Raw genomic sequence first — 23,511 nt, forward strand, 5'->3', positions numbered from 1 at the left:
CAGCGGGTCGGTAGGCTGAACGGGTGAGCACCACCGACTCCGCGCCCGGCGCCACGCAGGCCTCTGCCGCCGGCGCCCTGACCCTGACCAAGCTCGGGCATGCCTGTGTACGCGTGGAGAAGGACGGGCAGGTGCTGGTGCTGGACCCCGGCGTTTTCACCGAGGTCCCGGCGGCGCTGGAGGATGCAGACCACATCCTGATCACCCATGAGCATGCGGACCACGTGGATGATGGTCCCGTGCTGGCCCACCTGGCCGCGCACCCGAACGTGCAGCTGCACGCGCCTCAGGCCGCCGCCGACCGTCTCCGCTCCGCTGCCGCCGAGGCCGGCGCGGACACGGGACAGATCCACACCGTGGTGCCGGGGGAGTCGTTCCAGGCGGCGGGGTTCCGTGTGGACACCGTGGGCGGGGACCACGCCATGATCCACATGGAGATCCCCCGCGTGGACAACATCGGCTACGTCCTGGACGGTGCTGTCTACCATCCGGGCGACTGCTTCGCGGTGCCGGGGGAGCACCGACCCGCCGCCGTCCTGGTCCCGCTCAACGCTCCGTGGGCCAAGGTCTCCGAGAGCATCGACTTCCTGCGCCTGATGGCCGCCCGTGGGGCCCGTCAGCTCATCCCCGTGCATGACGGCCTGCTCAGCGAGCACGGACACGGCATCTATCTCAAGCTCACCGGCGGCTTCGCCCAGGCGGACGGCGCCGAGCTGACCCGTCTGCAAGTGGGGGAGAGCGTCCAGGTCCCGGGGGGCGGCACCGGCCAGGACCTCCCGACGACGGCCACGCCCGGTGCACGCGCATGAGCGGCCTGCTTCCGGTCACCGATCCGGTCCTGGTGGACCCCTGGGTGCTGGCCGACTGGCTGGGTGTGGACCTCGACCCGGCCGAGCGCGCCGAGTCCGTGGTGGCCCCGAGGACCGGACCCGGATTCGTCCCGGCCACCCCGGCACCCCGGGCCGGCACCGTCAAGCTGCTGGATGTGCGGTGGACACCGCTGGGCGGCGGTGCCCATGAGGACCACCTGCAGGGCCATCTGCCCGGGGCGGTCTACGTCTCCCTCAATGATCAGCTGGCCGGCCACGGTGAACCCCAGGACGGGCGGCATCCCCTGCCCAGCCCCGAGGACGTCAGCCGGGCGGTGCGCATGTGGGGGATCGACGACGGCGACACCGTGGTGGTCTACGACGACTCCGCCGGAACCTCGGCGGCACGGGCCTGGTGGCTGCTGCGCCACGCGGGCATTCGCACGGCCTATCTGCTGGACGGGGCACTGCAGCTCTGGCGGGAGGCCGGGCTGCCGCTGCAGGCCGGGGAGGTCATCCCCGTGCACGGGTCCGCCCGGACCCGGTGGGACGGGATGCCGGTGCTGGACATCGACGCCGCCGCCGCCTTGCCGGAGCACGGTCTGCTGCTGGACGCCCGCGCGCCCGAACGGTTCCGCGGCGAGCAGGAGCCCCTGGACCCACAGGCCGGACACATCCCGGGCGCGCTGAACGCCCCGGCCACCTCTCACCTCGGGCAGGACGGCCGCTTCCTGCCGGCCGAGATGCTGGCAGAACGGTTCGCCGCGCTCGGTGCCGGTCAGGACGGACGGACCGAGGTCGGCGCCTACTGCGGCTCGGGCGTGACGGCGGCCCATGTGGTGGCCGCCCTGCAGATCGCCGGCATCCGCGCGGCGCTGTTCCCCGGGTCCTGGTCCGCCTGGTCCCACACACCCGGACGGCCCGTGGCCACCGGGGACTGAACTGCGTCGCAGACCGCACGACCCCCATTCCAGACAGACCGACCGAAGGAGAAGCCCATGAGCCCCTCGACCACCGTCTTCAGCCGCATCATCAACGGAGAGCTGCCCGGCCGGTTCGTCTGGAAGGACGAGTCCTGTGTGGCCTTCCTGTCCATCGGGCCGATCGCCCACGGACACACCCTGGTGGTGCCCCGTGCCGAGGTGGACCTGTGGACGGACGCCGACCCAGAGCTGGTGGGGCACCTGGCCCGCGTGGCCCAGACCATCGGCCGGGTCCAGGTGGAGGCGTTCGGCGCCCGCCGGGCCGGACTGATGATCGCCGGCTACGAGGTCCCGCACCTGCACGTGCATGTCTGGCCGTCCAATTCCCTGGACGACTTCGACCTGAGCCGCGTGGACAACAACCCGGACCCTGCGGATCTGGACGCCGCCGCAGAGAAGATCCGCGCCGGGCTACGGGTGGCCGGTCACGCCGAGTTCGTCCCCGAGGCCTGATCCGGGCTGTCCGCCTCCTCCGATCCTCTGTTCAGCCGGCGGCTGCCTTGAGCGCCTGGCGCACCCGCTTCTCGGACACGGAGACCGCGGTGCCCAGCTCCTGGGCGAAGTAGCTCACCCGCAGCTCCTCGATCATCCATCGGACCTGGTCCAACGCGGCCGGGATCGGCTGCCCCGGACGGCGTGCCCGCACCTGCTGCACGGCGGCGTCGAAGGCGTCCTCCAGCTCCTGGACCACGGCCATGTCCCGGGCATCGCGCTGCACGGCACCGCCGGCCTGAAGCTTCTCGATCCGCTTCTGCATCCCTTCCAGGTAGCGGGGCAGATGCTGCAGATGGGCCCATCCGGTGGTGGCCACGAACCCGGGGAAGAGCAGCTGCCCCAGCTGGGACTTGATGTCGTTCAGTGCCGGGGCCATGGCCAGTGAGACGGTGCCCTTGAGGGCCTTGCGCACCTGTACGCCCCGAGAGAGGATCCGCTCGACCACGGCGGTCACCGCGAACACGGTGTCGATCAGTTCGGCCCGCACCCGCTCGAAGAGCCGGCGGAACTCGGCCTCGGTGTACGGCAGATCCTCTGGCAGCAGCCGGTCGATCGCCGCACGGGTGCAGTCGGCCACCAGCTGGTCCACGGACCCGTGGGGGTTCTGGGTGAAGGTCAGCTTCTCTCGGTTGTCCAGGTGGTCCAGCACGTAGCGCTGCGGGCTGGGCACCTGGGCCAGCAGCAGCGCGCCCACTCCGCCACGGTGCGCGGTGCGCTGGTCCTCTGGTGTGCGCATCACGGTCAGGCCTGCCGCGGGGGATCCGTCCGGCAGGGTCTCGGCCACCAGCGCCGGGTACCCGGTGATCTGCTGCACGCTCTGCCCGGTCCGCACGGTGCTCTCCACCCTGCGCGGCAGATCCCCGACCTCCCAGGCGGTCATCCCGTGACGCTCGGCCACCGCGGAGGTGCCGGCCCCTGGATGAGCTCCCGACGACGGCCCCGCCTCTCGGCCTCCCCGGTCACCGGGGGTGCCCCCCGGCACGGAGCCCGCGGCACCTGCAGCGTTCTTCCCACCGCGGCGCCCGGCACCGGTGCCCGGCCCACGCCCTCCGGGAGAGGGCGCTGGGACCGGTGCGCCGCCGTCGGGAATCAGGCCGGTGCCACCGGCCTGGGCGAGGGACTCGGCGATGGCCGTGCGGTTGGCCTGGGCCAGACGATCCTGCAGTGCGGCCAGGTCAGGACCGGCGCCCACCACGGCTCCGCGGGAGTCCACCACGCGGTAGTCCATCCGCAGGTGGTCCGGGACGGTGGTCAGGTTCCAGGAGTCCGGGGGGATGACCACGCCGCGCATCCGGCGCAGGGTCAGCTCCAGGGCGGGCAGCAGATCGTCGTGGAGGGGATCTGCCTCCTGGTCCAGCTGCTCCACGGCCGTGCGGGCCACGTCCGGGGCGGGCACGAAGTTCTTGCGCACCGCCTTGGGCAGGGAACGGATCAGTGCGGTGACCAGTTCGGTGCGCAGCCCCGGCACCAGCCAGCGGAATCGCTCGGGGTCCATCTGGTTCAGCAGCAGCACCGGGATGGTCACCGTGATGCCGTCCGACTCCTGCGGCCCGGCGGCCGGGTTGAACTGGTACTCCAGGTCCAGCTCGATCCCACCGCCATCCGTGGGGTGGTGGAAGGTGGTGGGGAACTGATCGGTGTCCAGCTCCTCGGCGTCAGCAGCGAGCAGGGATTCGGTACTGATGTCCAGCAGCTCCGGGGTCTGATGCCGAGCCTTCTTCCACCAGGAGTCGAAGTGCCGTTCGGAGACCACATGGGCTGGGACGCGCTCATCGTAGAAGGAGAAGAGGTCCTCGTCTGAGATGCGCAGGTCACGCCGGCGCAGCCGGGACTCCAGCTCCTCCACCTCGGCCAGGGCCTGCTGATTGCGGGCATAGAAGCGGTGCCGGGTGCGCCAGTCGCCCTCCACCAGGGCGTGCCGGATGAACAGCTCACGGGAGAGGCCCGGGTCGATCCTCCCGTAGCGCACCGCGCGGTCCGGGATGAGGGTGACCCCGAACAGCGTGACCTTCTCCCGGGCCACCACGGAGCCGGCGCGGCGGGACCAGTGCGGCTCGTTGTAGGTGTGCTTGGCCAGGGACCCGGCGGCCTCCTCCGCCCACTCCGGCTCGATCCTGGCCACCATGCGGGCCCAGAGCCGGGAAGTCTCCACCAGTTCGGCGGCCATCACGAACGGGTGCCTCTTCTTGAACAGCGCCGAGCCGGGGAACACCGCGAACCGGGTGTTCCGAGCGCCGGCGTACTCCCGCCTGCGTTCGTCCCAGGAGCCGATGTGCGAGAGCAGGCCGGTGAGGATGGAGCGGTGCACCGGTTCATGCTGACCCACCGGGTCCACGGGGCCGGCCGAGACCGAGATGTCCACGGACTTCGCCAGCTGGCGCAGCTGCTGGACCAGGTCCTGCCACTCGCGCACCCGCAGATAGTTGATGTGCTCGGCGCGGCACATCCTGCGGAACTGGTTGCCGGAGAGCTCCTTCTGCTGATCGCGCAGATACGCCCACAGGTTCAGCAGCCCGGTGAAGTCCGAGTTCGCATCCGTGAAGCGCGCGTGCTGCTCATCCGCGGCGGCCCGCTGTTCGGTGGGACGCTCGCGGGGATCCTGGATGGTCAGCGCCGCTGCCAGGACCATGACCTCGCGCACGCATCCCTGGGTGCCGGACTCCAGGATCATCCGGCCCAGACGGGGGTCCACGGGCAGCCGTGCCAGCTTCCGCCCCACCGGAGTGATGGTGCCCTTGGGGAAGGTGCGGGTCCGGCCCTGCGCATCCCGCTCCGGCTGACCGGAGTTCAGGGCGCCCAGCTCGGTGAGCAGGGTGGCGCCGTCGGTGACCTGACGGGTGTCCGGGGGCTGCAGGAACGGGAAGTCGGCCACATCCGCTGGGGTCCGGGCCACGCCCATGGCGCACATCTGCAGGATCACGGCGGCCAGATTGGTGCGCAGGATCTCCGGGTCGGTGAACTCCGGGCGGGAGGCGAAGTCCTCCTCCGAGTACAGCCTGATGGCGATGCCGTCGCTGGTGCGGCCGGAGCGGCCCGAGCGCTGGTTGGCACTGGCCTGGCTGATCCGCTCGATCGGCAGCCGCTGGACCTTGGTGCGGTGTGAGTAGCGGGAGATGCGCGCGGTGCCGGTGTCGATCACGTACTTGATGCCCGGCACGGTCAGCGACGTCTCGGCCACATTCGTGGCCAGCACGATCCGCCGTGTCGTTCCCGTGCTGAACACCCGGTGCTGCTCGGCCATGGAGAGCCGACCGTAGAGCGGCAGGATCTCGGTGCCGGCCAGTCGCCGATTGGCCGCCACGCGCGGAGCCAGGGCCTCGGCCGCATCTCGGATCTCGCGCTCGCCGGGGAAGAACACCAGGATGTCTCCCGGTGCCTCCCGGGAGAGCTCGTCCACGGCATCGCAGACCGCGTCCACCGGGTCGCGGGTCTCCTCGGCGTCGTCGGTCTCCTCGTACTCGTCATCCGCTTCCGCCGGTGCGGAGAGGGGACGGTAGCGGATCTCCACGGGGAAGGTGCGGCCGGACACCTCGATCACCGGGGCGGGGACGACCCCGTCCACCGCGCGCTCGCGGTCCTGCCCGGAGTCCTGCTCGGTCAGGGGCCGGCCGAAGTGGCGGGCGAAGGAGTCTGGATCGATCGTGGCCGAGGTGATGATGACCTTCAGATCCGGACGCTGGGGGAGCAGCCGCTGCAGGTAGCCCAGCAGGAAGTCGATGTTCAGAGAGCGTTCGTGAGCCTCGTCGATGATGATCACGCTGTACCGCGAGAGCATCCGGTCCTGCTGGATCTCGGCCAGCAGGATGCCGTCGGTCATCACCTTGACCTGGGTCTGCTTCGAGGTCTCGGCGGTGAAGCGGACCTGATAGCCGACCGTGCGCCCGATCTCGGTGTCCAGCTCGTGGGCCAGGCGCTCGGCCACAGATCGTGCCGCGATACGGCGGGGCTGAGTGTGCCCGATCATCCCGTGCTCGGTCAGGCCCAGCTCCAGGCACATCTTGGGCAGCTGGGTGGTCTTGCCGGACCCGGTCTCACCGGCGACGACGACCACCTGGTGACGCTCGATCGCCTCCTTGATCTCGTCCCGGCGGGCAGAGACCGGCAGGTGCTCGGGATAGGTGATCTGGGGTGCGATCGCAGGCTGTGACATGGCACCGGCCAGTCTACGGTGGCCGGTGCCCTGGGCTCTGCCGTCACCTGACAGGGCCGAGTCAGCACGAAATCTGCATTGATTCTGATCAGGTGATCCGATCTGCCCGATTAGCCATCGAGAAAGAATCATGGAACGGTAGACGTCAAATCCTGTTGTCCCCGGGCCGACCTGTGCCCGGAACCCCGGGCGACAGTGCACCGAGACAGACCAGACAGAACTGAACGACGCGAGAGGAATCCTTGATGGATCAGGATCAGATCTTCAAGATCATCGCCGTCGGGCTGTACTTCGCCGCGATGCTGGGCATCGGGCTGTGGGCCTCACGGAAGAACAACGACCTGGACGACTACATGCTGGCCGGACGCAGGATGTCCCCGGGGGTGGCCGCGCTGTCCGCCGGCGCCTCGGACATGTCCGGCTGGCTGCTGATGGGCCTGCCCGGCGCGGTCTACGCCGCCGGGCTGGTGGAGGCCTGGATCGCCATCGGCCTGACCGTCGGCGCCTGGCTGAACTGGAAGTTCGTGGCTCCGCGCCTGCGCTCCTACACCGAGGTCTCCAACAACTCGATCACGGTGCCCTCCTTCCTGGAGAACCGCTTCCGTGATCGCACCCGCCTCCTGCGGATCGTCTCCGGACTGATCATCCTGGCCTTCTTCACCTTCTACGTCTCCTCGGGCATGGTGGCCGGCGGCAAGTTCTTCGAGTCCTCCTTCGGCTCCACCTACCTCTTCGGCATGCTGCTGGTCGCTGCCATCACCGTGGCCTACACCTTGTTCGGCGGCTTCCTGGGTGCCTCCCTGACCGATGTCGTCCAGGGGCTGATGATGCTGCTGGCACTGATCGCCGTGCCGGTGGCCACCATCGTCACCATGGGCGGCTGGGATGCCATCGTGGACTCGGTCCGCGCGGTCGACGCCGCCTCCGGCGAGGGTGTGGACCACCTCTCGCTCTTCGCCAACGCCACCTGGATCGGCACCATCTCCGCTCTGGCCTGGGGCCTGGGCTACTTCGGTCAGCCACACATCATCGTGCGCTTCATGGCCCTGCGCTCGGCCAAGGAGGCCGCCGTCGGACGTCGCATCGGCGTGGCCTGGATGGCTATCTGCGCCCTGGGCGCCGTGATGACCGCCGTGGTCGGACTGGCCTACTTCCAGGCCAACCCCACCACCCTGGACGACCCTGAGACCGTCTTCCTGGTGCTGAGCCAGGTGCTGTTCCACCCGCTGGTCGCCGGCTTCGTCCTGGCCGCCGTGCTGGCCGCGATCATGTCCACCGTCTCCTCGCAGCTGATCGTCTGCTCCTCCGCCCTGGTGGAGGACCTGTACAAGATCTTCGGCAAGGAGGCCACCCCCCAGCGCCAGATGTGGATGGGTCGCGGCGGTGTGCTGGTGGTCGCCGTGATCGCCGGACTGCTCGCCCTGGACCCGGAGTCCAGCGTGCTCGAGCTGGTCGGCTTCGCCTGGGCCGGATTCGGTGCCGCCTTCGGCCCGGTCATCCTGCTCTCCCTGTTCTGGAAGCGCTTCACCGCCATGGGCGCCCTGGCCGCGATGGTGGTCGGCGCCGTCGTAGTGGCGATCTGGGGCAACGTCTCGGACGAGGTCTGGGAGGGCTTCGCCCTCTACGAGATCGTCCCCGGATTCCTGCTGGCCTTGATCGTCGGTGTCCTGGTCTCCCTGGTGACCTTCAAGCACCAGCCCGGCGTGGAGGCCGAGTTCGACGAGGCGGCCTCCATCGCCGCCGGCAACGAGCCGACGCGCGCCGTCTGATCCACTGGCTCGGACGGCTGACCCGCCACCACGAAGCAGTGGCCCGCTCTCCTCGGGGGAGCGGGCCACTGCTGTGCCGGGGCCGGCATGATGGCCGAGGTCAGTCCAGCGGCCGGGGGCCTCGGTAGCCGCGGAGGGAGACATCGGTTCTGAATCCCACGGACTCATACAGCGCACGGGCGGAGGTCTTCTCCTCTTGCACGGTCAGGTGCACATGGGTCAGGCGATCAGGATCAGCCGTCTCCACCAGGCGACCGGTCAGCGCCAGGATCAAGGTCCGCCCCAGTCCTCGGCGGCGTGCGGCAGGATCCACCGCGGTGAAGTCGATGTAGGCCTGGCCGTCGTCCTGGATCTGTCCGCTGGCGTATCCGAGCACCTGCTCGTCCTGCGTGGTCACCACGGTGAGGTGGCGTGTCAGCAGCTGCGAGGTGGTGGCATAGGCGTCCGGGAACTCGGACTCATGCAGATGCGCCAGACTGGGCAGGTCATCCTCGAGGACATCCCGTACGGTCACGGTCGACAGGACACTGCCCAGCTCCTTCACCACAGACCGTGCAGCCTCCACCGGCAGCACCATGGCGTGGTTCACCTCCGTGGGCTGCCACCCCAACCGATCCGCCAGGTCTGCCATGGCTGAGTTGCGGACCTCGCCGCAGATCTCCAGGGTGGTGATCTCAGCGGGCAGCTGCTCCACCATGGCTGCCATCAGTGGCTCACCCCAGGTCTCTACGGCATCCTCGCTGCCCCAGGGGCCCTGGATCCACGCGGTGGCGGGCTCCTCGTCCCACTCCACGGCGCACGCGGCCACCGGCTGGCCCTGGACGGTGACCACGCGGACGGTGTCCGTCCAGTCCTGGTCCAGGCCTTCCAGCTCGGCCCGCACCCCCTCCGCGGTGCCCCCGAGGTAGGCGGTGCCCGTGGCTGGATCGGACTGGCAGGCGATGATCCACTCCAGCAGCCGATCCGAGCCGAGCCAGGACTGGTTCAGGGCAACAGGTCCCTCGGCGGGTGAGGTCAGCGCGAAGGTCTCGGAGTCGCTCATGGTCCTCATTCTGGCACGCGCCGTGTCCGCAGCCTTCGGTGACCCGCGCCTCCCGGACATCTCGACGCCTCCGGACGCCACGACGCCCGGTGCCTTCTTGCTGGAAGGCACCGGGCGTCGTCGGGAATCCGCACCGGCCGGTCAGGCCGGGGGAACGGAACCCCTCCATGGGGCAGGGAGGGTCAGTCCTCGTCCACCACGTAATAGAGGCGCTTGTTCACGAACTCCTCCATGCCCAGCGGGCCGAGCTCGCGGCCGTAGCCGGAGCGCTTGACACCGCCGAAGGGCATCTCGGCGCCCTCTGCGGCGTAGGCGTTGGCGTTGGCCATGCCCACCTGCAGCTTCGAGGCAAGCTTCTCCGCGCGGCCGTCCTCGGTGGCGAACACGGCACCGCCCAGACCGAAGGGGGTATCGTTGGCCAGCTCCAGCGCCTCCTCATCCGAGGTGACCTGGTAGACCACGGCGGCCGGACCGAACAGCTCCTCGTAGTAGGCGCGAGCCTCCTTGGTGACTCCGGTCAGCACAGCGGGCTCCACGTAGTAGCCGGGTCCGTCCACGCGCTTGCCGCCGGCGTGCAGGGTGGCGCCGTTCTTGACGGCGTCCTCGATCTGCTCCACCAGGGCGTTCGCGGCGGCCTCGGAGGAGAGCGGCCCGTAGGTGCCCTCCTGCGGGTTCAGCGGATCGCCGGGCTTCAGGGCCTTGGCCTTCTCCACCAGGCCGGCCACGTAGTCGTCGTAGATGTCATCCATGACGATCATGCGCTTGTTGGAGTTGCAGGCCTGGCCGGTGTTCTCCAGACGGATGGCCAGGGCCTCCTCGGCGGCGGCCTTGGGGTCCTCGGCGGAGAGCACCACGTAGGGATCGGAGCCGCCCAGCTCCAGCACGACCTTCTTCAGGTGGCGTCCGGCCTGCTCGGCCACGGAGGCACCGGCACGCTCAGAGCCGGTCAGCGAGATGCCTTGGATGCGCGGGTCGGCGATGATCGTGGAGATCTGGTCGTGGGTGGCGAAGACGTTCTGGTACACGCCCTCGGGCACTCCGGCGTCGTCCATGATCTGCTGGATGGCCAGGGCCGACTGCGGGCAGATCTCAGCGTGCTTGAGGATGATGGTGTTGCCCAGGACCAGGTTCGGTGCAGCGAAGCGGGCCACCTGGTAGTAGGGGTAGTTCCAGGGCATGATGCCCAGCAGCGGGCCGATCGGCAGCCGCTCGATCACGGCCTTCTGCCCGTCGATGTCCTTGACGACCTGGTCCTTGGTCAGCTCCTCGCCGTTGTCGGCGTAGTAGGAGAAGATGGCGTCGCAGAACCGAGCCTCGCCGCTGCCCTCATTGGCCGGCTTGCCCATCTCGCGGGCGGCCAGCTGGGCCAGCTCCTTGCGCCGCTCGGTGAAGAGGGAGGCGACCTTCTTCACGATGGCCGCACGCTCGGACATGGGCCGCTTGGACCACTCCTGGTAGGCCTTCTGGGACTTCTCCAGCGCCTGCTGGATCTGCTCGTCCGTGGCGGTGTCGAACTGCTTCTCCACCTCGCCGGTGGCGGGGTTCTGGGTGCGGTAGCCCAGGTCTGCAGTGGATGGTGCGCTCATGTGTCACTCCTTGATGGGTCCAGCGGCGCCCGGGGTGATCCGGACGGGGGAGGGAGTCGCCGCACAGCGGTTCTCCCATCAAGGTCCATCCTTGCCGTTTTGGCCGGTGAAGTGAACCAGCGCACGGTGAACGGCGTTCATTTTCGCTGTCAGTGGACGCTGCGGAACCTGAACCACGGGGAGGGCCGGGCGCTGGGGCGGACTCCCGACGACGGCCCCGTCACCACACCCCGGAGGTGCCCCGCCTCCAGGACCCCACCAGATGGGTGTCCACCATCCCCACGGCTTCCATCAGTGCGTAGGCGGTGGTGGGGCCGACGAAGCGGAACCCCCGGCGCTTGAGCTCCCGGGCCAGCGCGGCCGACTCCGCGGACTGCGTGGGGACCTCAGCCACGGTCATCGGCGCCGGGGTGCTGGCAGGCTGGAAGGACCAGAGCAGCTGGGGCAGGTCACCGGGCAGGTCAGGGTCCTCGCGCAGGGCCAGGGTGGCTCGGGCATTGCCGATGGTGGCCAGGATCTTGGCCCGGTTGCGCACGATCCCGGCGTCGGCCAGCAGCCGCTCCACGTCGGCGTCGCCGAACTGCGCCACCGCCTCGGGGTCGAAACCAGTGAAGGCGGCACGGAACGCCTCGCGCTTGCGCAGGATGATCGCCCAGCTCAGGCCTGACTGGAACGCCTCCAGGCTCAGCCGCTCGAACAGTCCCCGTTCATCGCGCACCGGCATGCCCCACTCGGTGTCGTAGTACTCCCGGAGCAGAGCGTCCCCGGACGCCCATGCCGGACGCAGCCGGCCGTCGTCGCCCCTCACCAGGTCAGGGGAGACCGGGGAGGCAGGGGAAGGAACCGAGACCGGAGCGGTCTGAGGATCCTGTTCAGCCGGCACGGGTGGGCTCCGGTGCGGAGGTGGAGGACGCCCGCCGGCGCCGTCGGTGCAGGGCTGCGGTGACCAGCAGCATCACGATGATCACGATCCCCGCGTAGCCCAGCAGCGGATAGACGATCCCGACCAGCTGGGAGAAGCCCACGCCGGAGAGCACCGCCGTGACCAGGGCCGTGCCGGCCGCCACGGTCCACACCGGGAGCCGGCGCAGGGCGTGCACTCGGCGCAGACGCTGGACGGAGCCGAACAGGCAGGAGACCGCGGTGGTGAACTGTGCCAGCAGCAGCACGGCCAGGAACAGGAAGGAGGCCCACGGGCCGATGCGCGCCGCCAGATCCACCATGGGCAGCTCGGCCTGGCCCACCACCGAGGCATTGACCCTCAGTGCCGCCATGATCGCCCCCGCCATGGCCACCAGGGCCAACGCCCCGAGGAGCGCGCCGCGGCGCAGACCCCGGCCGGAGACCGCTGCGGCGCCCACCGGGGCGAGCACGGCGTAGGCCAGCTGGATGTTGAACGCCACGTAGAGGATGCCGGACATCCACCAGGTGTTGATCAGCGGGGAGGAGTTCACCAGGGCCGTGGCGTCCTGGCCAGTGGGCGCCTCCGGTGTCAGGATCGCCCAGATCGCCACTCCCAGGGCCACCACGATGATCACCGGCACCACGGCCTGCTGCACGCGCACCAGCCCGGTCACCCCGGCCAGCACGCTGAGCACGCAGACCCCGGCCATGATCAGCGCGCCGATCAGGGGCGGCACGCCCAACGGCCCGGTCAGGGCGGCTCCGGCCCCGGCGAGCATGATCACCAGGGTGCCCAGCAGCGAGACCGTGATGCACAGGTCCGCGAACCGAGTGGGCCAGCGGCTGGAGGTGGGATTGACCAGATCGTGGATGTCCTGGGTGCGCAGCCGGTGGGCCAGGGTGAGCACTGTGGCCGAGAGCACGAAGAAGAGCAGGCCGGCGATCAGCAGGGCTCCGATCCCGCCCCACACACCGAAGCTGACGAAGTACTGCAGGATCTCCTGACCCGAGGCATAGCCAGCACCGATCGTGGTGCCGATGAACGTGGCCGCCACGCCCAGGACCATGCCTGTCGTCGAGAGGGGGCGCCCCGCGAGGGCGGAGGAGTGCGGTGCTGCGGTGGAGGTCATTCCCTCCACTCTGCCACTGTTGAGGGCCATCCCGACGACGGCCACGTCAGCTCGGTCGGCAGCCCACGGCTGCACGGAGGTGAGGGAGGGGAAGGTCAGAGAATGGTGCCCCCGGCAGGATTCGAACCTGCGGCCTTCTGCTCCGGAGGCAGACGCTCTATCCCCTGAGCTACGGAGGCGGGGGTCCCGTGACGGGACTCGACCACAGTACACCGTCGCGCCCGGTGGCACCGAATCGACGCGGAGGGATCGCGGGGGCGGACGCATCCCGGCCGCGTCACGGGAGGCATCGGATTGGGGAGGGCCAGCGCCAGAACCCTAGAATGTGGCAGGTGACCCCCGAAGAACTCTCCTCCCTGCTCTCTGCCTGCCTGCGCGAGTCCATCGACGCCGGCGAGATCTCTCTGGACGCCGCTGACGTCCCGGCCACCGTGAAGGTGGAGCGACCCAAGAGCCGCGAGCACGGAGACTGGGCCACCAATGTAGCGCTGCAGCTGTCCAAGAAGGCGGGGATGAACCCGCGCGAGTTCGCCACCGTGCTGGCCACCCGTGTGCAGGACCGTGACGGCATCGCCTCGGTGGACATCGCCGGACCCGGGTTCCTCAACATCACCCTGGACGCAGCCGCCGCCGGCGAGCTGGCTCGGGCCATCGTGGAGGCCGGAGCGGAGTACGGCCGCAACGCGGTGCTGGCCGGACGCACCGTGAACATGGAGTTCGTCTCCGCCAACCCCACGGGTCCGCTGCACATCGGCCACACCCGCTGGGCGGCCTTGGGTGACTCGATCGCACGCCTGCTGGCGGCCTCCGGCGCGGATGTCACTGCCGAGTACTACATCAACGACGCCGGTTCGCAGATGAACGTCTTCGCCCAGTCTGTCTACAACCGCCTGCACGGCCTGCCCGTGCCGGAGGGCGGGTACCCCGGCGCCTACGTCCAGGAGCTGGCCGATCAGGTGCTCACCGAGCACCCGGACGTGCGCAATCTGACCGAGGAGGCCGCCCTGCCGGTCATCCGGGAGTCCGCCTACCGTTTTCAGCTCCAGGACATCCGGGACACCCTGGATGCCTTCGACGTCCACTTCGACGTCTGGTTCTCGGAGAAGGATCTGCACGAGTCCGGTGCGATCGAGGACGCCGTGGCCCGGCTTCGGGAGCAGGGCCACATCGAGGACCGGGACGGCGCCGTCTGGCTGCGCACCACTGACTTCGGCGATGACAAGGACCGCGTGCTGATCCGCGCCAACGGTGAACCCACCTACTTCGCCGCCGACGCCGCGTACTACCTCTCCAAGAAGGACCGCGGCTTCCCGGAGAAGATCTATCTGCTCGGCGCCGACCACCACGGCTATGTGGGACGGCTCAAGGCCATCGCCGCCTGCGCCGGCGACGACCCAGACCACAACATCGAGATCCTCATCGGCCAACTGATCTCGGTCAACGGCGCCAAGCTCTCCAAGCGTGCCGGCAACATCATCGAGCTCAAGGACCTGGTCCAGTGGCTGGGCAAGGACGCGCTGCGCTATTCGCTGGCCCGGTATCCCGCGGACTCGCCGATCACCATCGATCCCGAGGTGCTGCAGTCCCGCACCAATGACAACCCGGTGTTCTACGTGCAGTACGCCCATGCCCGCACCCGCGGTGCCGCGCGCACCGCAGAGGCCGCCGGCGTGGACCGGGGGGCGTTCGACGCCGCGCTGCTCACCGACCCCACCGAGTCCGAGCTGTTGGCCCGTCTGGGCGAGTTCCCCTCGGTCGTGGGCCAGGCCGCCAAGCTGCGCGAGCCGCACCGGGTGGCCCGGCATCTGGAGCTGCTGGCCTCGGCCTACCACTCCTGGTATGCGGCCTGCCGGATCGTCCCGGTGGCCGGTGAGGACGGCCCCGGGGAGATCTCGGATCTGAACCGCACCCGTCTGTGGCTCAACGAGGCCACCGCCCAGGTCCTGGCCAATGGCCTGGCGCTGCTGGGCGTCTCCGCCCCGGAGCGGATGTGATGGCCGCCCACGCCGCCTCGCCCCTGGCACCGGACTGGCTGCAGGTCCCCGAGGACGGCAACGCCCTGGACCCGGTGATCTTCTCCTCCGGAGTGAGCCGGCACGACGACGGCCAGCTGGCGGTGCAGGGCATCCCCGCCTCCCAGCTCGCAGCCGACTACGGAACCCCGCTGCTGGTGGTGGACGAGGACGACTTCCGGGCCCGTGCCCGATGCTTCCGTGATGCCTTCGACGCCGCATTCGAGGACCTGTGCGGGGGAGTGGACGTCTACTACGCCGGCAAGTCCTTCCTGGCCACCCCGGTGGCCCGCTGGATCGCGGAGGAGGGCCTGTGTCTGGACACCGCCTCCGGCGGGGAGCTGGCCGTGGCGCTGCGGGCCGGGGTGGACCCCGCTCGCATCGGCCTGCACGGCAACAACAAGTCTGATGACGAACTGCGCCGCGCCCTGGAGGTCGGGGTGGGCCGGATCGTGGTGGACTCCCTGGATGAGCTGACCCGTCTCGCCGAGCTGGCGCAGGAGGCAGGTCTCACCGCACCGGTGATGCTGCGGCTGACACCGGGCGTGCACGCGCACACCCACGAGTTCATCGCCACCGCCCACGAGGACCAGAAGTTCGGTCTGTCCATGGCCGACTCCTCCTTCACCGAGGGGCAGGACCCGGACCTCTCCGCCGATGCGCAGCGGTGGGACGGGCCGATCCCTGGAAAGTCTCCGGCGGCCCAGGCCGTGGCCCAGGCGCTGGCCGCTCCCTCGATCGAGCTGCGGGGCCTGCACTGCCACATCGGATCCCAGATCTTCGAGGCTGACGGCTTCGCCCTGGCCGCCGAACGGCTGCTGACCTTCCTGGCCGCCATCCGCCAGGACCACGGGGTGGAGCTGGAGGAGCTGGACCTGGGCGGCGGCCACGGCATCGCCTACACCAGCGCCGACGAACCTCGTGCACCCGAGCAGATCGCCACGGCCTTGGCCGCGGTGGTCCGCGCGGTCTGTGAGCGGCTGCAGATGCGCTGCCCCCGGATCTCGATCGAACCGGGCCGGGCCATCTCCGGTCCGGCCGGACTGAGCCTGTACACCGTGGGCGTGCGCAAGACCGTGGCCGTGGACCATGCGGACGGGACGTTCCCCCGGCGCTACGTGGCCGTGGACGGCGGGATGAGCGACAACCCCCGTCCCGTGCTCTACGACGCCGACTACACCGCCGTCCTGGCCTCACGGACCACCGAGGCGACCCCCGTCCTCTCACGGGTGGTCGGCAAGCACTGCGAGTCCGGGGACATCGTGGTGCGAGACGCCTACCTGCCGGAGGACCTGCAGCGCGGTGACCTGCTGGCCGTGCCTGCCACCGGCGCCTACTGCCATGCCCTGTCCAGCAATTACAACCTGCTCACCCGGCCGGCCGTCGTCGCCGTCAAGGACGGTGTCTCTCGGCTGATCATCCGCCGCGAGACCGAGGACGACCTTTTCGCCCGCGAGACCGAGTGAGACCGACCGATTCCTACGGAGGACCATTGACCACCACGCACGAGCCCCTCAAGATCGCCCTGCTGGGTGCCGGCAACGTCGGCTCCCAGGTGGCGCGGATCCTCACCGAGGACGCCGAGATGCTCCAGGCCCGCGTCGGGGCACGTCTCGAGCTGGTCGGCGTGTTCGTGCGCCGCACCGACGCCGAGCGCGAGTATCAGCTGCCCGGTGAGCTCTACACCACCGACGCCGAGGCCCTGGTGGACCAGGCGGACATCGTGATCGAGCTGCTGGGCGGGATCGAGCCGGCGAAGTCGCTGATCCAGCGGGCCATCTCCCGCGGCGCCGCCGTGGTGACCGGCAACAAAGCTCTGTTGGCCCAGCACGGCTCGGAACTGTACCGGGCCGCGGCCGAGGCCGGCACCCAGCTGTCCTTCGAGGCCTCCGTGGCCGGTGCCATCCCCATCCTGCGTCCGTTGCGGGACTCCCTCTCCGGCGACCGCGTCACACGGATCATGGGCATCGCCAACGGCACCACGAACTACATCCTGGACCAGATGGACACCACCGGGGCGACCTTCGACGACGCCCTGGCCGAGGCCCAGCGCCTGGGCTACGCCGAGGCCGATCCCACGGCGGACGTGGAGGGGCATGACGCCGCCGCCAAGGCCGCCATCCTGGCCAACCTGGCCTTCCATGCGCCGTTCACCCTGGACCAGGTCCACTGCGAGGGCATCACCGCCATCACCGCCGCAGACAACGAGGCGGCCGCTGAGGCCGGCTATGTCATCAAGCTGCTGGCCATTGCCGAGCGCATCACCACGCCGGGCGGGGACGGAGCTGACTCCACGGAGGGAGCTGTGCTGCGCGTGCATCCCACGCTGCTGCCCCGTCAGCACCCCCTGGCCGCGGTCCACGGGGCGTTCAACGCCGTGTTCGTGGAGGCGGAGAACGCCGGCGAGCTGATGTTCTACGGCCCCGGGGCCGGAGGAGCGCCCACCGCCAGCGCCGTCATGGGGGACACCGTCTCCATCGCCCGTCGTCTGGTGCGCGGGGGACCGGGCCGCACCCACACCCCGCAGGCCACCCTTCCGGCGCTGCCGGTGGGGGAGGCCACCACCAGCTACCTGGTGGTGCTGGAGGTCAAGGACCAGGCCGGTGTGCTGGCTCAGACCGCCGGTGTCTTCGCCCAGCACGGCGTCTCGATCGAGGCCATGCGCCAGGTGCCGCTGCCGGAGGGACACTCCGGGCATGCCGAGGCCGAGTCCTCCCTGCGTTTCATCACCCACCGGGCCCTGGAGCGGGACCTGGAGCAGACCGTGGCCGAACTGACGGCCCTGGACGTGGTCACCGATGTGATCTCCGTCCTGCGAGTGGAAGGCAACTGACCATGGCACACCAGTGGCGCGGAGTGGTCCGCGAATACGCCGATCGTCTGCCCGTGACCGAGCAGACCCGGATCGTCACCCTGGGCGAGGGCGGCACCCCGCTGATCCCTGCACCGGCGCTGTCTGAGCTGGTCCAGGGCGAGGTCTGGGTGAAGTTCGAGGGGATGAACCCCACCGGCTCCTTCAAGGACCGGGGCATGACGATGGCCATCACCGCCGCCGTGGAGCAGGGGGCGAAGGCCGTGGTCTGCGCCTCCACCGGCAACACCTCTGCCTCGGCCGCCGCCTACGCCACCCAGGCCGGTCTGACCTGCGCGGTGCTGGTCCCGGACGGCAAGATCGCCCTGGGCAAGCTCTCCCAGGCCATCGCCCACGGCGCCACCCTGCTGCAGGTGGACGGCAACTTCGACAACTGCCTGGACGTGGCGCGCAAGCTGGCCGAGAACTACCCGGTGTTCCTGGTCAACTCGGTGAACCCGGCGCGCATCGAAGGGCAGAAGACCGGTGCCTTCGAGGTGGTGGACGCCCTCGGCGACGCCCCGGACTATCACCTGCTGCCCGTCGGCAATGCCGGCAACATCACCGCCTACTGGAAGGGCTACCGCGAATACGCGGCCCCCTACGTCAACCCTCATGAGGGGACCTCGGACGAGGAGCTCCCGGCCGTGTCCACCAAGACCCCTGTCATGTGGGGCTTCCAGGCCGCCGGTGCCGCACCGATCGTGCTGGGTCACCCGGTGACCGAGCCGGACACCGTGGCCACCGCCATTCGGATCGGCAACCCGGCCTCGTGGGAGCAGGCCGAGGCCGCCCGTGACGAGTCCGGCGGCATCATCGACTCCGTCACCGACGAGGAGATCCTGGAGGCCCACCGCTGGCTCTCCTCCAAGGAGGGTGTCTTCGTCGAGCCCGCCTCGGCCGCAGGCGTGGCCGGATTGATCAAGCACCATGCCCTGGGCAACGTCCCGGCCGGCAAGCGCTGGGTCATCACCGTCACGGGGCACGGTCTGAAGGACCCCCAGTGGGCGCTGAAGAACGCGGACGGCTCCGATGTCACCCCCCAGAAGGTGGACTATGACGTCGTCTCGGTGGCCGAGGCCCTGGGGCTGGTCTGATGGGCACCTCACCAGCGGTGCCGGGCCCCCCAGCAGAGTCCCGACGACGGCGCACGCTGCCGGCCGGGATCGAGGTCACCGTCTCCGTTCCGGCCACCTCGGCCAACCTCGGACCGGGATTCGACACCATGGGCCTGGCACTGGAGCTGCGCGATGAGGTCACCGTGCGCACCATGGAGGCCGGCGAGGGCTTCCACGCTGAGATCACCGGGGAGGGCGCCGGCCACCTGCCCACGGATGGCCGGCACCTGATCATCACCACGGTGCGTGCGCAGCTGGCGGGCGCGGGATGGGACCTGGGCGGACTGCAGCTGACCGCCCACAATCGGATTCCCCACGGGCGTGGACTGGGCTCCTCGGCCACCGCCCACGCCACGGCGGTGCTGATCGCCCAGGCGCTGCTGCCCCTGGAGGATCGATCCACCGAGGAACAGGTCCTGGACGCCGCCTCCGAACTGGAGGGCCACCCGGACAATGTGGCGCCCGCCCTGAGCGGGGGCCTGGCCCTGTCCTGGCAGGATCCGGCCGGGTACCGCTCCGTGCGGCTGGAGCCGCACGCACAGCTGGTCCCGGTGGTCGCTGTGCCCTCGGAGCCGTTGAGCACGGAGACCGCCCGTGGACTGCTCCCGGCTCAGGTCCCGCATGCTGACGCCGCCGCCAACGCCGGCCGTGCCGCCCTGCTGGTGCACGGGCTGACCACAGACCCCAGCGTGCTGCTGGCAGCCACCGAGGACCGGCTGCACCAGGAGCACCGAGCTCCCGCCATGCCCGAGTCCCTGGCCCTGGTGCATTCCCTGAGGGCGGAGGAGCTGGCCGCCGTGGTGTCCGGTGCCGGGCCCACCGTGCTGGTGCTGACCTCGGGCGCAGAGCAGGCCGAGCGGGCCGAGCGGCATATCCGCGAGGCCACCGCCGGCTCGGAACAGCAGTGGCGTGTCAGCGTTCTGCCCGTGGACCGCACGGGTGCTAAGGTGAAGGGACACCGCTGAGAACGAACCGGTCGGCCCTGCGCCACTCCGGAGAGCAGCGGGGACGTTGACGGGATCCGCACTGCACCTCTTCTCGGTGTCGGCCCCTTGGCCACGGAGTCCCGTGTGAACGTCATTCCCCTCAGACCCGGCACGCGCCAGCAGGCGCTCCTGTGGTCTGAACAGGCACCAGCCGGTGCCGCCCCCACCGTCCGGACCGCCGGATGGGTGGATCTGCATCCCGGTCTTCTGCAGCACGATCCTGTGCGGCGGCCGGACAACACCAGCAGGCTCGCTCCGTGCGACAGACCTGCCTGACGAGGGAGAAGGAAACCTTCGTGACCGACACCACTGACACCCCCGTGAGCACCGAGGACTCTGCCGCGCAGCGCCCGGCCGCCTCGAACGGGTTGGCCGGCCTCAAGCTGGCCCAGCTGCAGGCTCTGGCCTCGCAGCTCGGCATCACCGGCGGCTCGCGCATGCGCAAGTCCGATCTGGTCGAGGCCATCTCACGTCATCAGCGCGGCGGCGCCGTCGCCGACCGTGAGGCCGCCCAGCGCAGCTCCGCCGCCTCGAGCGAGGACTCCGCCGAGAAGACCGCCGACCAGGGCGGGGCCGAGTCCGCTCCCGCATCGTCTGCTCTGGCCGAATCCGCCGGTGAGGGCGAGTCCGCTCCCACTCGGGGCCGCCGTTCGCGCGGACGCCGGGCCGAGTCGCCCGCCGGTGCGGCCGAGTCCGCTCCGGCCCAGGAGTCCGGCTCCGAGTCCACCGCTGGGGACCAGCAGGCCGCCTCGACCGAGGAGCAGGGTGGTCAGGCCCAGCCCTCCGGCCGCAGCCGCCGTGGGCGTTCCTCCCGTGGTCAGCAGGACCAGCAGGGCTCCGGCCCGTCCGGTCAGGAGCAGTCCGCTCCGCAGGAGCAGGGCGGACAGGACCAGAACACCGGCGGGGAGTCCTCCGAGCAGGACCAGAACGGCCGCGGCCGCGGCGAGCGCGGGGAACGCCGCAGCCGCAACGACCGGTCGAACCGGGGCGATCGCCAGGATGACCGTCAGGATCGCCAGGACCGCAACGAGAAGTCCGACCGGAACGACCGCGGCGAGCGTTCCCAGCGCAACGACGATCGTCAGGATCGCCATGACCGCAGCGATCAGGGCGGCTCCTCGAACCGCGGTGACCGCAACGACCGTCAGAACCGCAACGACCGCGACGACGAGGGCGGCTCGCGCCGCAACCGCCGCAACCGCAACCGCAACGATCGCCAGGATCGCAACGAGCGCGGACGCAACCGTCGTGGCCGCGGCGGCCCCGAGGTGGATGACACCGAGCTGACCGAGGATGATGTCCTGCTGCCCGTGGCCGGCATTCTGGACGTGCTGGACAACTACGCCTTCGTCCGCACCTCCGGCTACCTGCCCGGTCAGAACGACGTCTACGTCTCGCTGTCCATGGTCAAGAAGTACGGGCTGCGCAAGGGCGACGCCGTGATGGGCGCCATCCGTGCACCCCGTGAGGGCGAGAGCCAGAACAACTCCAACCGCCAGAAGTTCAATGCGCTGATCAAGCTGACCAGCGTCAACGGGCAGCCGGCCGAGGAGAACCCCACTCGTCAGGACTTCTCCAAGCTGGTGCCGCTGTACCCGCAGGAGCGGCTGCGCCTGGAGACCGAGCCCAAGAAGATCGGTCCGCGCGTGATCGATCTGGTGGCGCCCATCGGCAAGGGCCAGCGCGGTCTGATCGTCTCGCCCCCCAAGGCGGGCAAGACCATGATCCTGCAGTCCATCGCCAACGCGATCACCACCAACAACCCTGAGGTGCACCTGATGATGGTGCTGGTGGACGAGCGTCCGGAGGAGGTGACCGACATGCAGCGTTCGGTCAAGGGCGAGGTCATCGCCTCCACCTTCGACCGCCCTGCAGATGACCACACCACCGTGGCGGAACTGGCCATCGAGCGCGCCAAGCGACTCGTGGAGATGGGGCGTGACGTCGTCGTGCTCCTGGACTCCATGACCCGTCTGGGCCGTGCCTACAACCTGGCCGCTCCCGCCTCGGGCCGCATCCTCTCCGGCGGTGTGGACTCCTCGGCCCTGTACCCGCCCAAGCGGTTCTTCGGCGCCGCCCGCAACATCGAGAACGGCGGCTCGCTGACCATCCTGGCCACGGCTCTGGTGGAGACCGGATCCAAGATGGACGAGGTCATCTTCGAGGAGTTCAAGGGCACCGGCAACATGGAGCTGCGCCTGTCCCGTCAGCTGGCGGACAAGCGCATCTTCCCGGCGGTGGACGTCAACGCCTCCGGCACCCGGCGCGAGGAGAACCTGCTCTCCTCCGAAGAGGTCAAGATCATGTGGAAGCTGCGTCGCGTGCTCTCGGGTCTGGACACCCAGCAGGCGCTGGAGCTGCTCACCAACAAGATCAAGGACACCCAGTCCAACGCCGAGTTCCTCATGCTGGTCTCCAAGACCACTCTGGGACTCAAGGGCGAGGACTAGGACCCCGACGGCGGCCCCCGGCCTTCCGCAGACCCACCGGCTCCACCGGTGGTCACCGCGGAGGGACGGGGGTCGACCCGTCTCTGCAGATCCCGCTGACCCGACCCCCTCCCAGGAGTGATCCCCGTGAGCATGTTCGACTCCGTGCAGGAGCTGCTGGATGAGCACCGCCAGCTCACCGACCAGCTGGCCGATCCCGCCGTCCACCAGGACCAGGGTCTGGCCCGCCGTCTGGGCCGGCGCTTCGCCGAGCTCAACGGGATCGTCTCCGCCCACCGCGCCTGGCAGGCCGCCTCCGAGGACCTGGCCGACGCCACCGAACTGGCCCAGGAGGACGCCGACTTCGCCGCCGAGGTGCCCCGTCTGACCGAGGTCGAGGCGGAGGCGGCCGAGCGGCTGCGCCGGCTGCTGATCCCGCGTGATCCGGACGACGGCCGGGACGCCATCCTGGAGATCAAGGGCGGTGAGGGCGGCGAGGAGGCGGCCCTGTTCGCCGGGGACCTGCTGCGCATGTACACCCGGTATGCCGAGTCCCGCGGCTGGAAGACCGAGATCCTCTCCTCCACGGAGTCCGACCTGGGTGGCTACAAGGACGTGCAGCTGGCAGTGAAGCGTCCGGCCTCCTCCACCGACCCGGCCGAGGGCGTGTTCGCGCATCTGAAGTTCGAGGGCGGGGTGCACCGGGTCCAGCGGGTGCCCGTCACCGAGTCCCAGGGGCGGATCCACACCTCGGCCGCCGGCGTGCTGGTCTTCCCCGAGGTGGACGAGCCCGAAGAGCTGGAGATCGCCGCGAATGAGCTGAAGATCGACGTCTACCGCTCCTCAGGACCGGGCGGACAGTCAGTGAACACCACCGACTCCGCCGTGCGCATCACCCATCTGCCCACCGGGATCGTGGTGGCCATGCAGAACGAGAAGTCCCAGATCCAGAACCGCGAGGCGGCCATGCGCGTGCTGCGTTCCCGCCTGCTGGCCCATCAGCAGGAGCAGATCGACGCGGAGAACGCCGCCACCCGCCATTCCCAGGTGCGCACCATGGACCGCTCCGAGCGGATCCGCACCTACAACTACCCGGAGAACCGGATCGCCGATCACCGCACCGGCTACAAGGCCTACAACCTGGAGGCCGTGCTGGACGGCGACCTGGGCCCGGTGCTGCAGTCCTGCATCGAGATGGACGAGGCCCACCGCCTGCAGGCACTGGGCTCCTCCGACGAGGCCTGAGCC

16 protein-coding genes and 1 tRNA gene are annotated in these 23,511 nt (G+C 69.8%); 11 read left to right on the forward strand and 6 right to left on the reverse strand.

Features of this window, described 5'->3' with window-relative positions:
• The first annotated feature begins 23 nt into the window (after nucleotides 1–23).
• The 3 genes from ACEXHE_RS00805 to ACEXHE_RS00815 are packed head-to-tail and all read left to right on the forward strand — an operon-like array spanning nucleotide 24 to nucleotide 2,245.
• On the forward strand, nucleotides 24–809 hold the full coding sequence (locus ACEXHE_RS00805) for an MBL fold metallo-hydrolase (protein ID WP_374784386.1): 786 nt from the start codon (nucleotides 24–26) through the stop codon (nucleotides 807–809).
• A complete protein-coding gene (locus ACEXHE_RS00810) occupies nucleotides 806–1,750 on the forward strand; it encodes a sulfurtransferase (protein WP_285180084.1) in 945 nt (314 codons plus the stop codon). Before ACEXHE_RS00805 ends, ACEXHE_RS00810 begins: the two co-directional genes overlap by 4 nt.
• 57 nt (nucleotides 1,751–1,807) lie before the next feature.
• The gene (locus tag ACEXHE_RS00815; RefSeq protein ID WP_091694739.1) at nucleotides 1,808–2,245 is read left to right on the forward strand and encodes an HIT family protein; all 438 of its coding nucleotides are present in this window, start codon (nucleotides 1,808–1,810) and stop codon (nucleotides 2,243–2,245) included.
• Nucleotides 2,246–2,276: 31 nt separating this feature from the next.
• Here ACEXHE_RS00815 and hrpA read toward each other — a convergent pair whose 3' ends face one another.
• On the reverse strand, nucleotides 2,277–6,437 hold the full coding sequence (gene hrpA, locus ACEXHE_RS00820; RefSeq protein WP_374784387.1) for an ATP-dependent RNA helicase HrpA: 4,161 nt from the start codon (nucleotides 6,435–6,437) through the stop codon (nucleotides 2,277–2,279).
• A 245-nt stretch (nucleotides 6,438–6,682) separates the two neighbouring features.
• Here hrpA and putP point away from each other — a divergent pair, with 245 nt between their 5' ends.
• Nucleotides 6,683–8,206 (forward strand): sodium/proline symporter PutP, encoded by a 1,524-nt coding sequence (gene putP / locus ACEXHE_RS00825; RefSeq protein ID WP_374784388.1) that lies wholly within the window; start codon nucleotides 6,683–6,685, stop codon nucleotides 8,204–8,206.
• Between the two features lie 100 nt (nucleotides 8,207–8,306).
• On the opposite strand, the gene ACEXHE_RS00830 is transcribed toward putP, so the two are convergent.
• The 5 genes from ACEXHE_RS00830 to ACEXHE_RS00850 form a co-directional block, all read right to left on the reverse strand.
• Nucleotides 8,307–9,248: an N-acetyltransferase gene (locus tag ACEXHE_RS00830; protein WP_177227818.1), complete on the reverse strand. Its 942-nt coding sequence runs from the start codon at nucleotides 9,246–9,248 to the stop codon at nucleotides 8,307–8,309.
• A 182-nt stretch (nucleotides 9,249–9,430) separates the two neighbouring features.
• Entirely contained in the window at nucleotides 9,431–10,834 is a 1,404-nt protein-coding gene (locus tag ACEXHE_RS00835; protein WP_091694723.1) for an NAD-dependent succinate-semialdehyde dehydrogenase, read from the reverse strand.
• A gap of 220 nt (nucleotides 10,835–11,054) precedes the next feature.
• Nucleotides 11,055–11,642: a DNA-3-methyladenine glycosylase I gene (locus ACEXHE_RS00840; RefSeq protein ID WP_218154304.1), complete on the reverse strand. Its 588-nt coding sequence runs from the start codon at nucleotides 11,640–11,642 to the stop codon at nucleotides 11,055–11,057.
• Nucleotides 11,643–11,706: 64 nt separating this feature from the next.
• On the reverse strand, nucleotides 11,707–12,867 hold the full coding sequence (locus ACEXHE_RS00845; RefSeq protein ID WP_374784389.1) for a hypothetical protein: 1,161 nt from the start codon (nucleotides 12,865–12,867) through the stop codon (nucleotides 11,707–11,709).
• Nucleotides 12,868–12,970: 103 nt separating this feature from the next.
• Nucleotides 12,971–13,046: transfer RNA gene (locus tag ACEXHE_RS00850), tRNA-Arg, on the reverse strand.
• Nucleotides 13,047–13,199: 153 nt separating this feature from the next.
• Between ACEXHE_RS00850 and argS the strand changes: the two genes are divergently transcribed.
• From argS to prfA, 7 genes are all read left to right on the forward strand, one after another.
• Complete coding sequence (gene argS, locus ACEXHE_RS00855) at nucleotides 13,200–14,861, forward strand: arginine--tRNA ligase (RefSeq protein WP_285180149.1); 1,662 nt, start codon at nucleotides 13,200–13,202, stop codon at nucleotides 14,859–14,861.
• The gene (locus ACEXHE_RS00860; RefSeq protein WP_374784390.1) at nucleotides 14,861–16,345 is read left to right on the forward strand and encodes a diaminopimelate decarboxylase family protein; all 1,485 of its coding nucleotides are present in this window, start codon (nucleotides 14,861–14,863) and stop codon (nucleotides 16,343–16,345) included. Before argS ends, ACEXHE_RS00860 begins: the two co-directional genes overlap by 1 nt.
• 26 nt (nucleotides 16,346–16,371) lie before the next feature.
• The gene (locus tag ACEXHE_RS00865) at nucleotides 16,372–17,712 is read left to right on the forward strand and encodes a homoserine dehydrogenase (protein ID WP_374784391.1); all 1,341 of its coding nucleotides are present in this window, start codon (nucleotides 16,372–16,374) and stop codon (nucleotides 17,710–17,712) included.
• 2 nt (nucleotides 17,713–17,714) lie between these two features.
• Entirely contained in the window at nucleotides 17,715–18,827 is a 1,113-nt protein-coding gene (thrC, locus tag ACEXHE_RS00870; protein ID WP_260062566.1) for a threonine synthase, read from the forward strand.
• Nucleotides 18,827–19,813: a homoserine kinase gene (gene thrB, locus ACEXHE_RS00875; RefSeq protein ID WP_374784392.1), complete on the forward strand. Its 987-nt coding sequence runs from the start codon at nucleotides 18,827–18,829 to the stop codon at nucleotides 19,811–19,813. The genes thrC and thrB overlap by 1 nt, the downstream gene beginning before the upstream one ends.
• Before the next feature lie 317 nt (nucleotides 19,814–20,130).
• Nucleotides 20,131–22,284 carry a transcription termination factor Rho gene (rho, locus tag ACEXHE_RS00880; RefSeq protein ID WP_374784393.1) on the forward strand — a complete coding sequence of 718 codons (2,154 nt, stop codon included), beginning with the start codon at nucleotides 20,131–20,133 and terminating at the stop codon, nucleotides 22,282–22,284.
• 132 nt (nucleotides 22,285–22,416) lie between these two features.
• Nucleotides 22,417–23,508 (forward strand): peptide chain release factor 1, encoded by a 1,092-nt coding sequence (prfA, locus tag ACEXHE_RS00885; protein WP_091694693.1) that lies wholly within the window; start codon nucleotides 22,417–22,419, stop codon nucleotides 23,506–23,508.
• The last annotated feature ends 3 nt before the right edge of the window (nucleotides 23,509–23,511 follow it).

It is taken from the genome of Micrococcus sp. IITD107 (assembly GCF_041927415.1).
In the GTDB taxonomy this organism is placed as follows: domain Bacteria; phylum Actinomycetota; class Actinomycetes; order Actinomycetales; family Micrococcaceae; genus Citricoccus; species Citricoccus terreus.

What these genes read in the sequence shown, in the direction of transcription:
- ACEXHE_RS00810 (WP_285180084.1), top strand. Translation starts at nt 806, where the DNA reads ATGAGCGGCCTGCTTCCGGTCACCGATCCGGTCCTGGTGGACCCCTGG.
- ACEXHE_RS00815 (WP_091694739.1), top strand. Translation starts at nt 1,808, where the DNA reads ATGAGCCCCTCGACCACCGTCTTCAGCCGCATCATCAACGGAGAGCTG.
- hrpA (WP_374784387.1), bottom strand. Translation starts at nt 6,437, where the DNA reads ATGTCACAGCCTGCGATCGCACCCCAGATCACCTATCCCGAGCACCTG.
- putP (WP_374784388.1), top strand. Translation starts at nt 6,683, where the DNA reads ATGGATCAGGATCAGATCTTCAAGATCATCGCCGTCGGGCTGTACTTC.
- ACEXHE_RS00830 (WP_177227818.1), bottom strand. Translation starts at nt 9,248, where the DNA reads ATGAGCGACTCCGAGACCTTCGCGCTGACCTCACCCGCCGAGGGACCT.
- ACEXHE_RS00835 (WP_091694723.1), bottom strand. Translation starts at nt 10,834, where the DNA reads ATGAGCGCACCATCCACTGCAGACCTGGGCTACCGCACCCAGAACCCC.
- ACEXHE_RS00845 (WP_374784389.1), bottom strand. Translation starts at nt 12,867, where the DNA reads ATGACCTCCACCGCAGCACCGCACTCCTCCGCCCTCGCGGGGCGCCCC.
- ACEXHE_RS00860 (WP_374784390.1), top strand. Translation starts at nt 14,861, where the DNA reads ATGGCCGCCCACGCCGCCTCGCCCCTGGCACCGGACTGGCTGCAGGTC.
- thrC (WP_260062566.1), top strand. Translation starts at nt 17,715, where the DNA reads ATGGCACACCAGTGGCGCGGAGTGGTCCGCGAATACGCCGATCGTCTG.
- thrB (WP_374784392.1), top strand. Translation starts at nt 18,827, where the DNA reads ATGGGCACCTCACCAGCGGTGCCGGGCCCCCCAGCAGAGTCCCGACGA.
- prfA (WP_091694693.1), top strand. Translation starts at nt 22,417, where the DNA reads ATGTTCGACTCCGTGCAGGAGCTGCTGGATGAGCACCGCCAGCTCACC.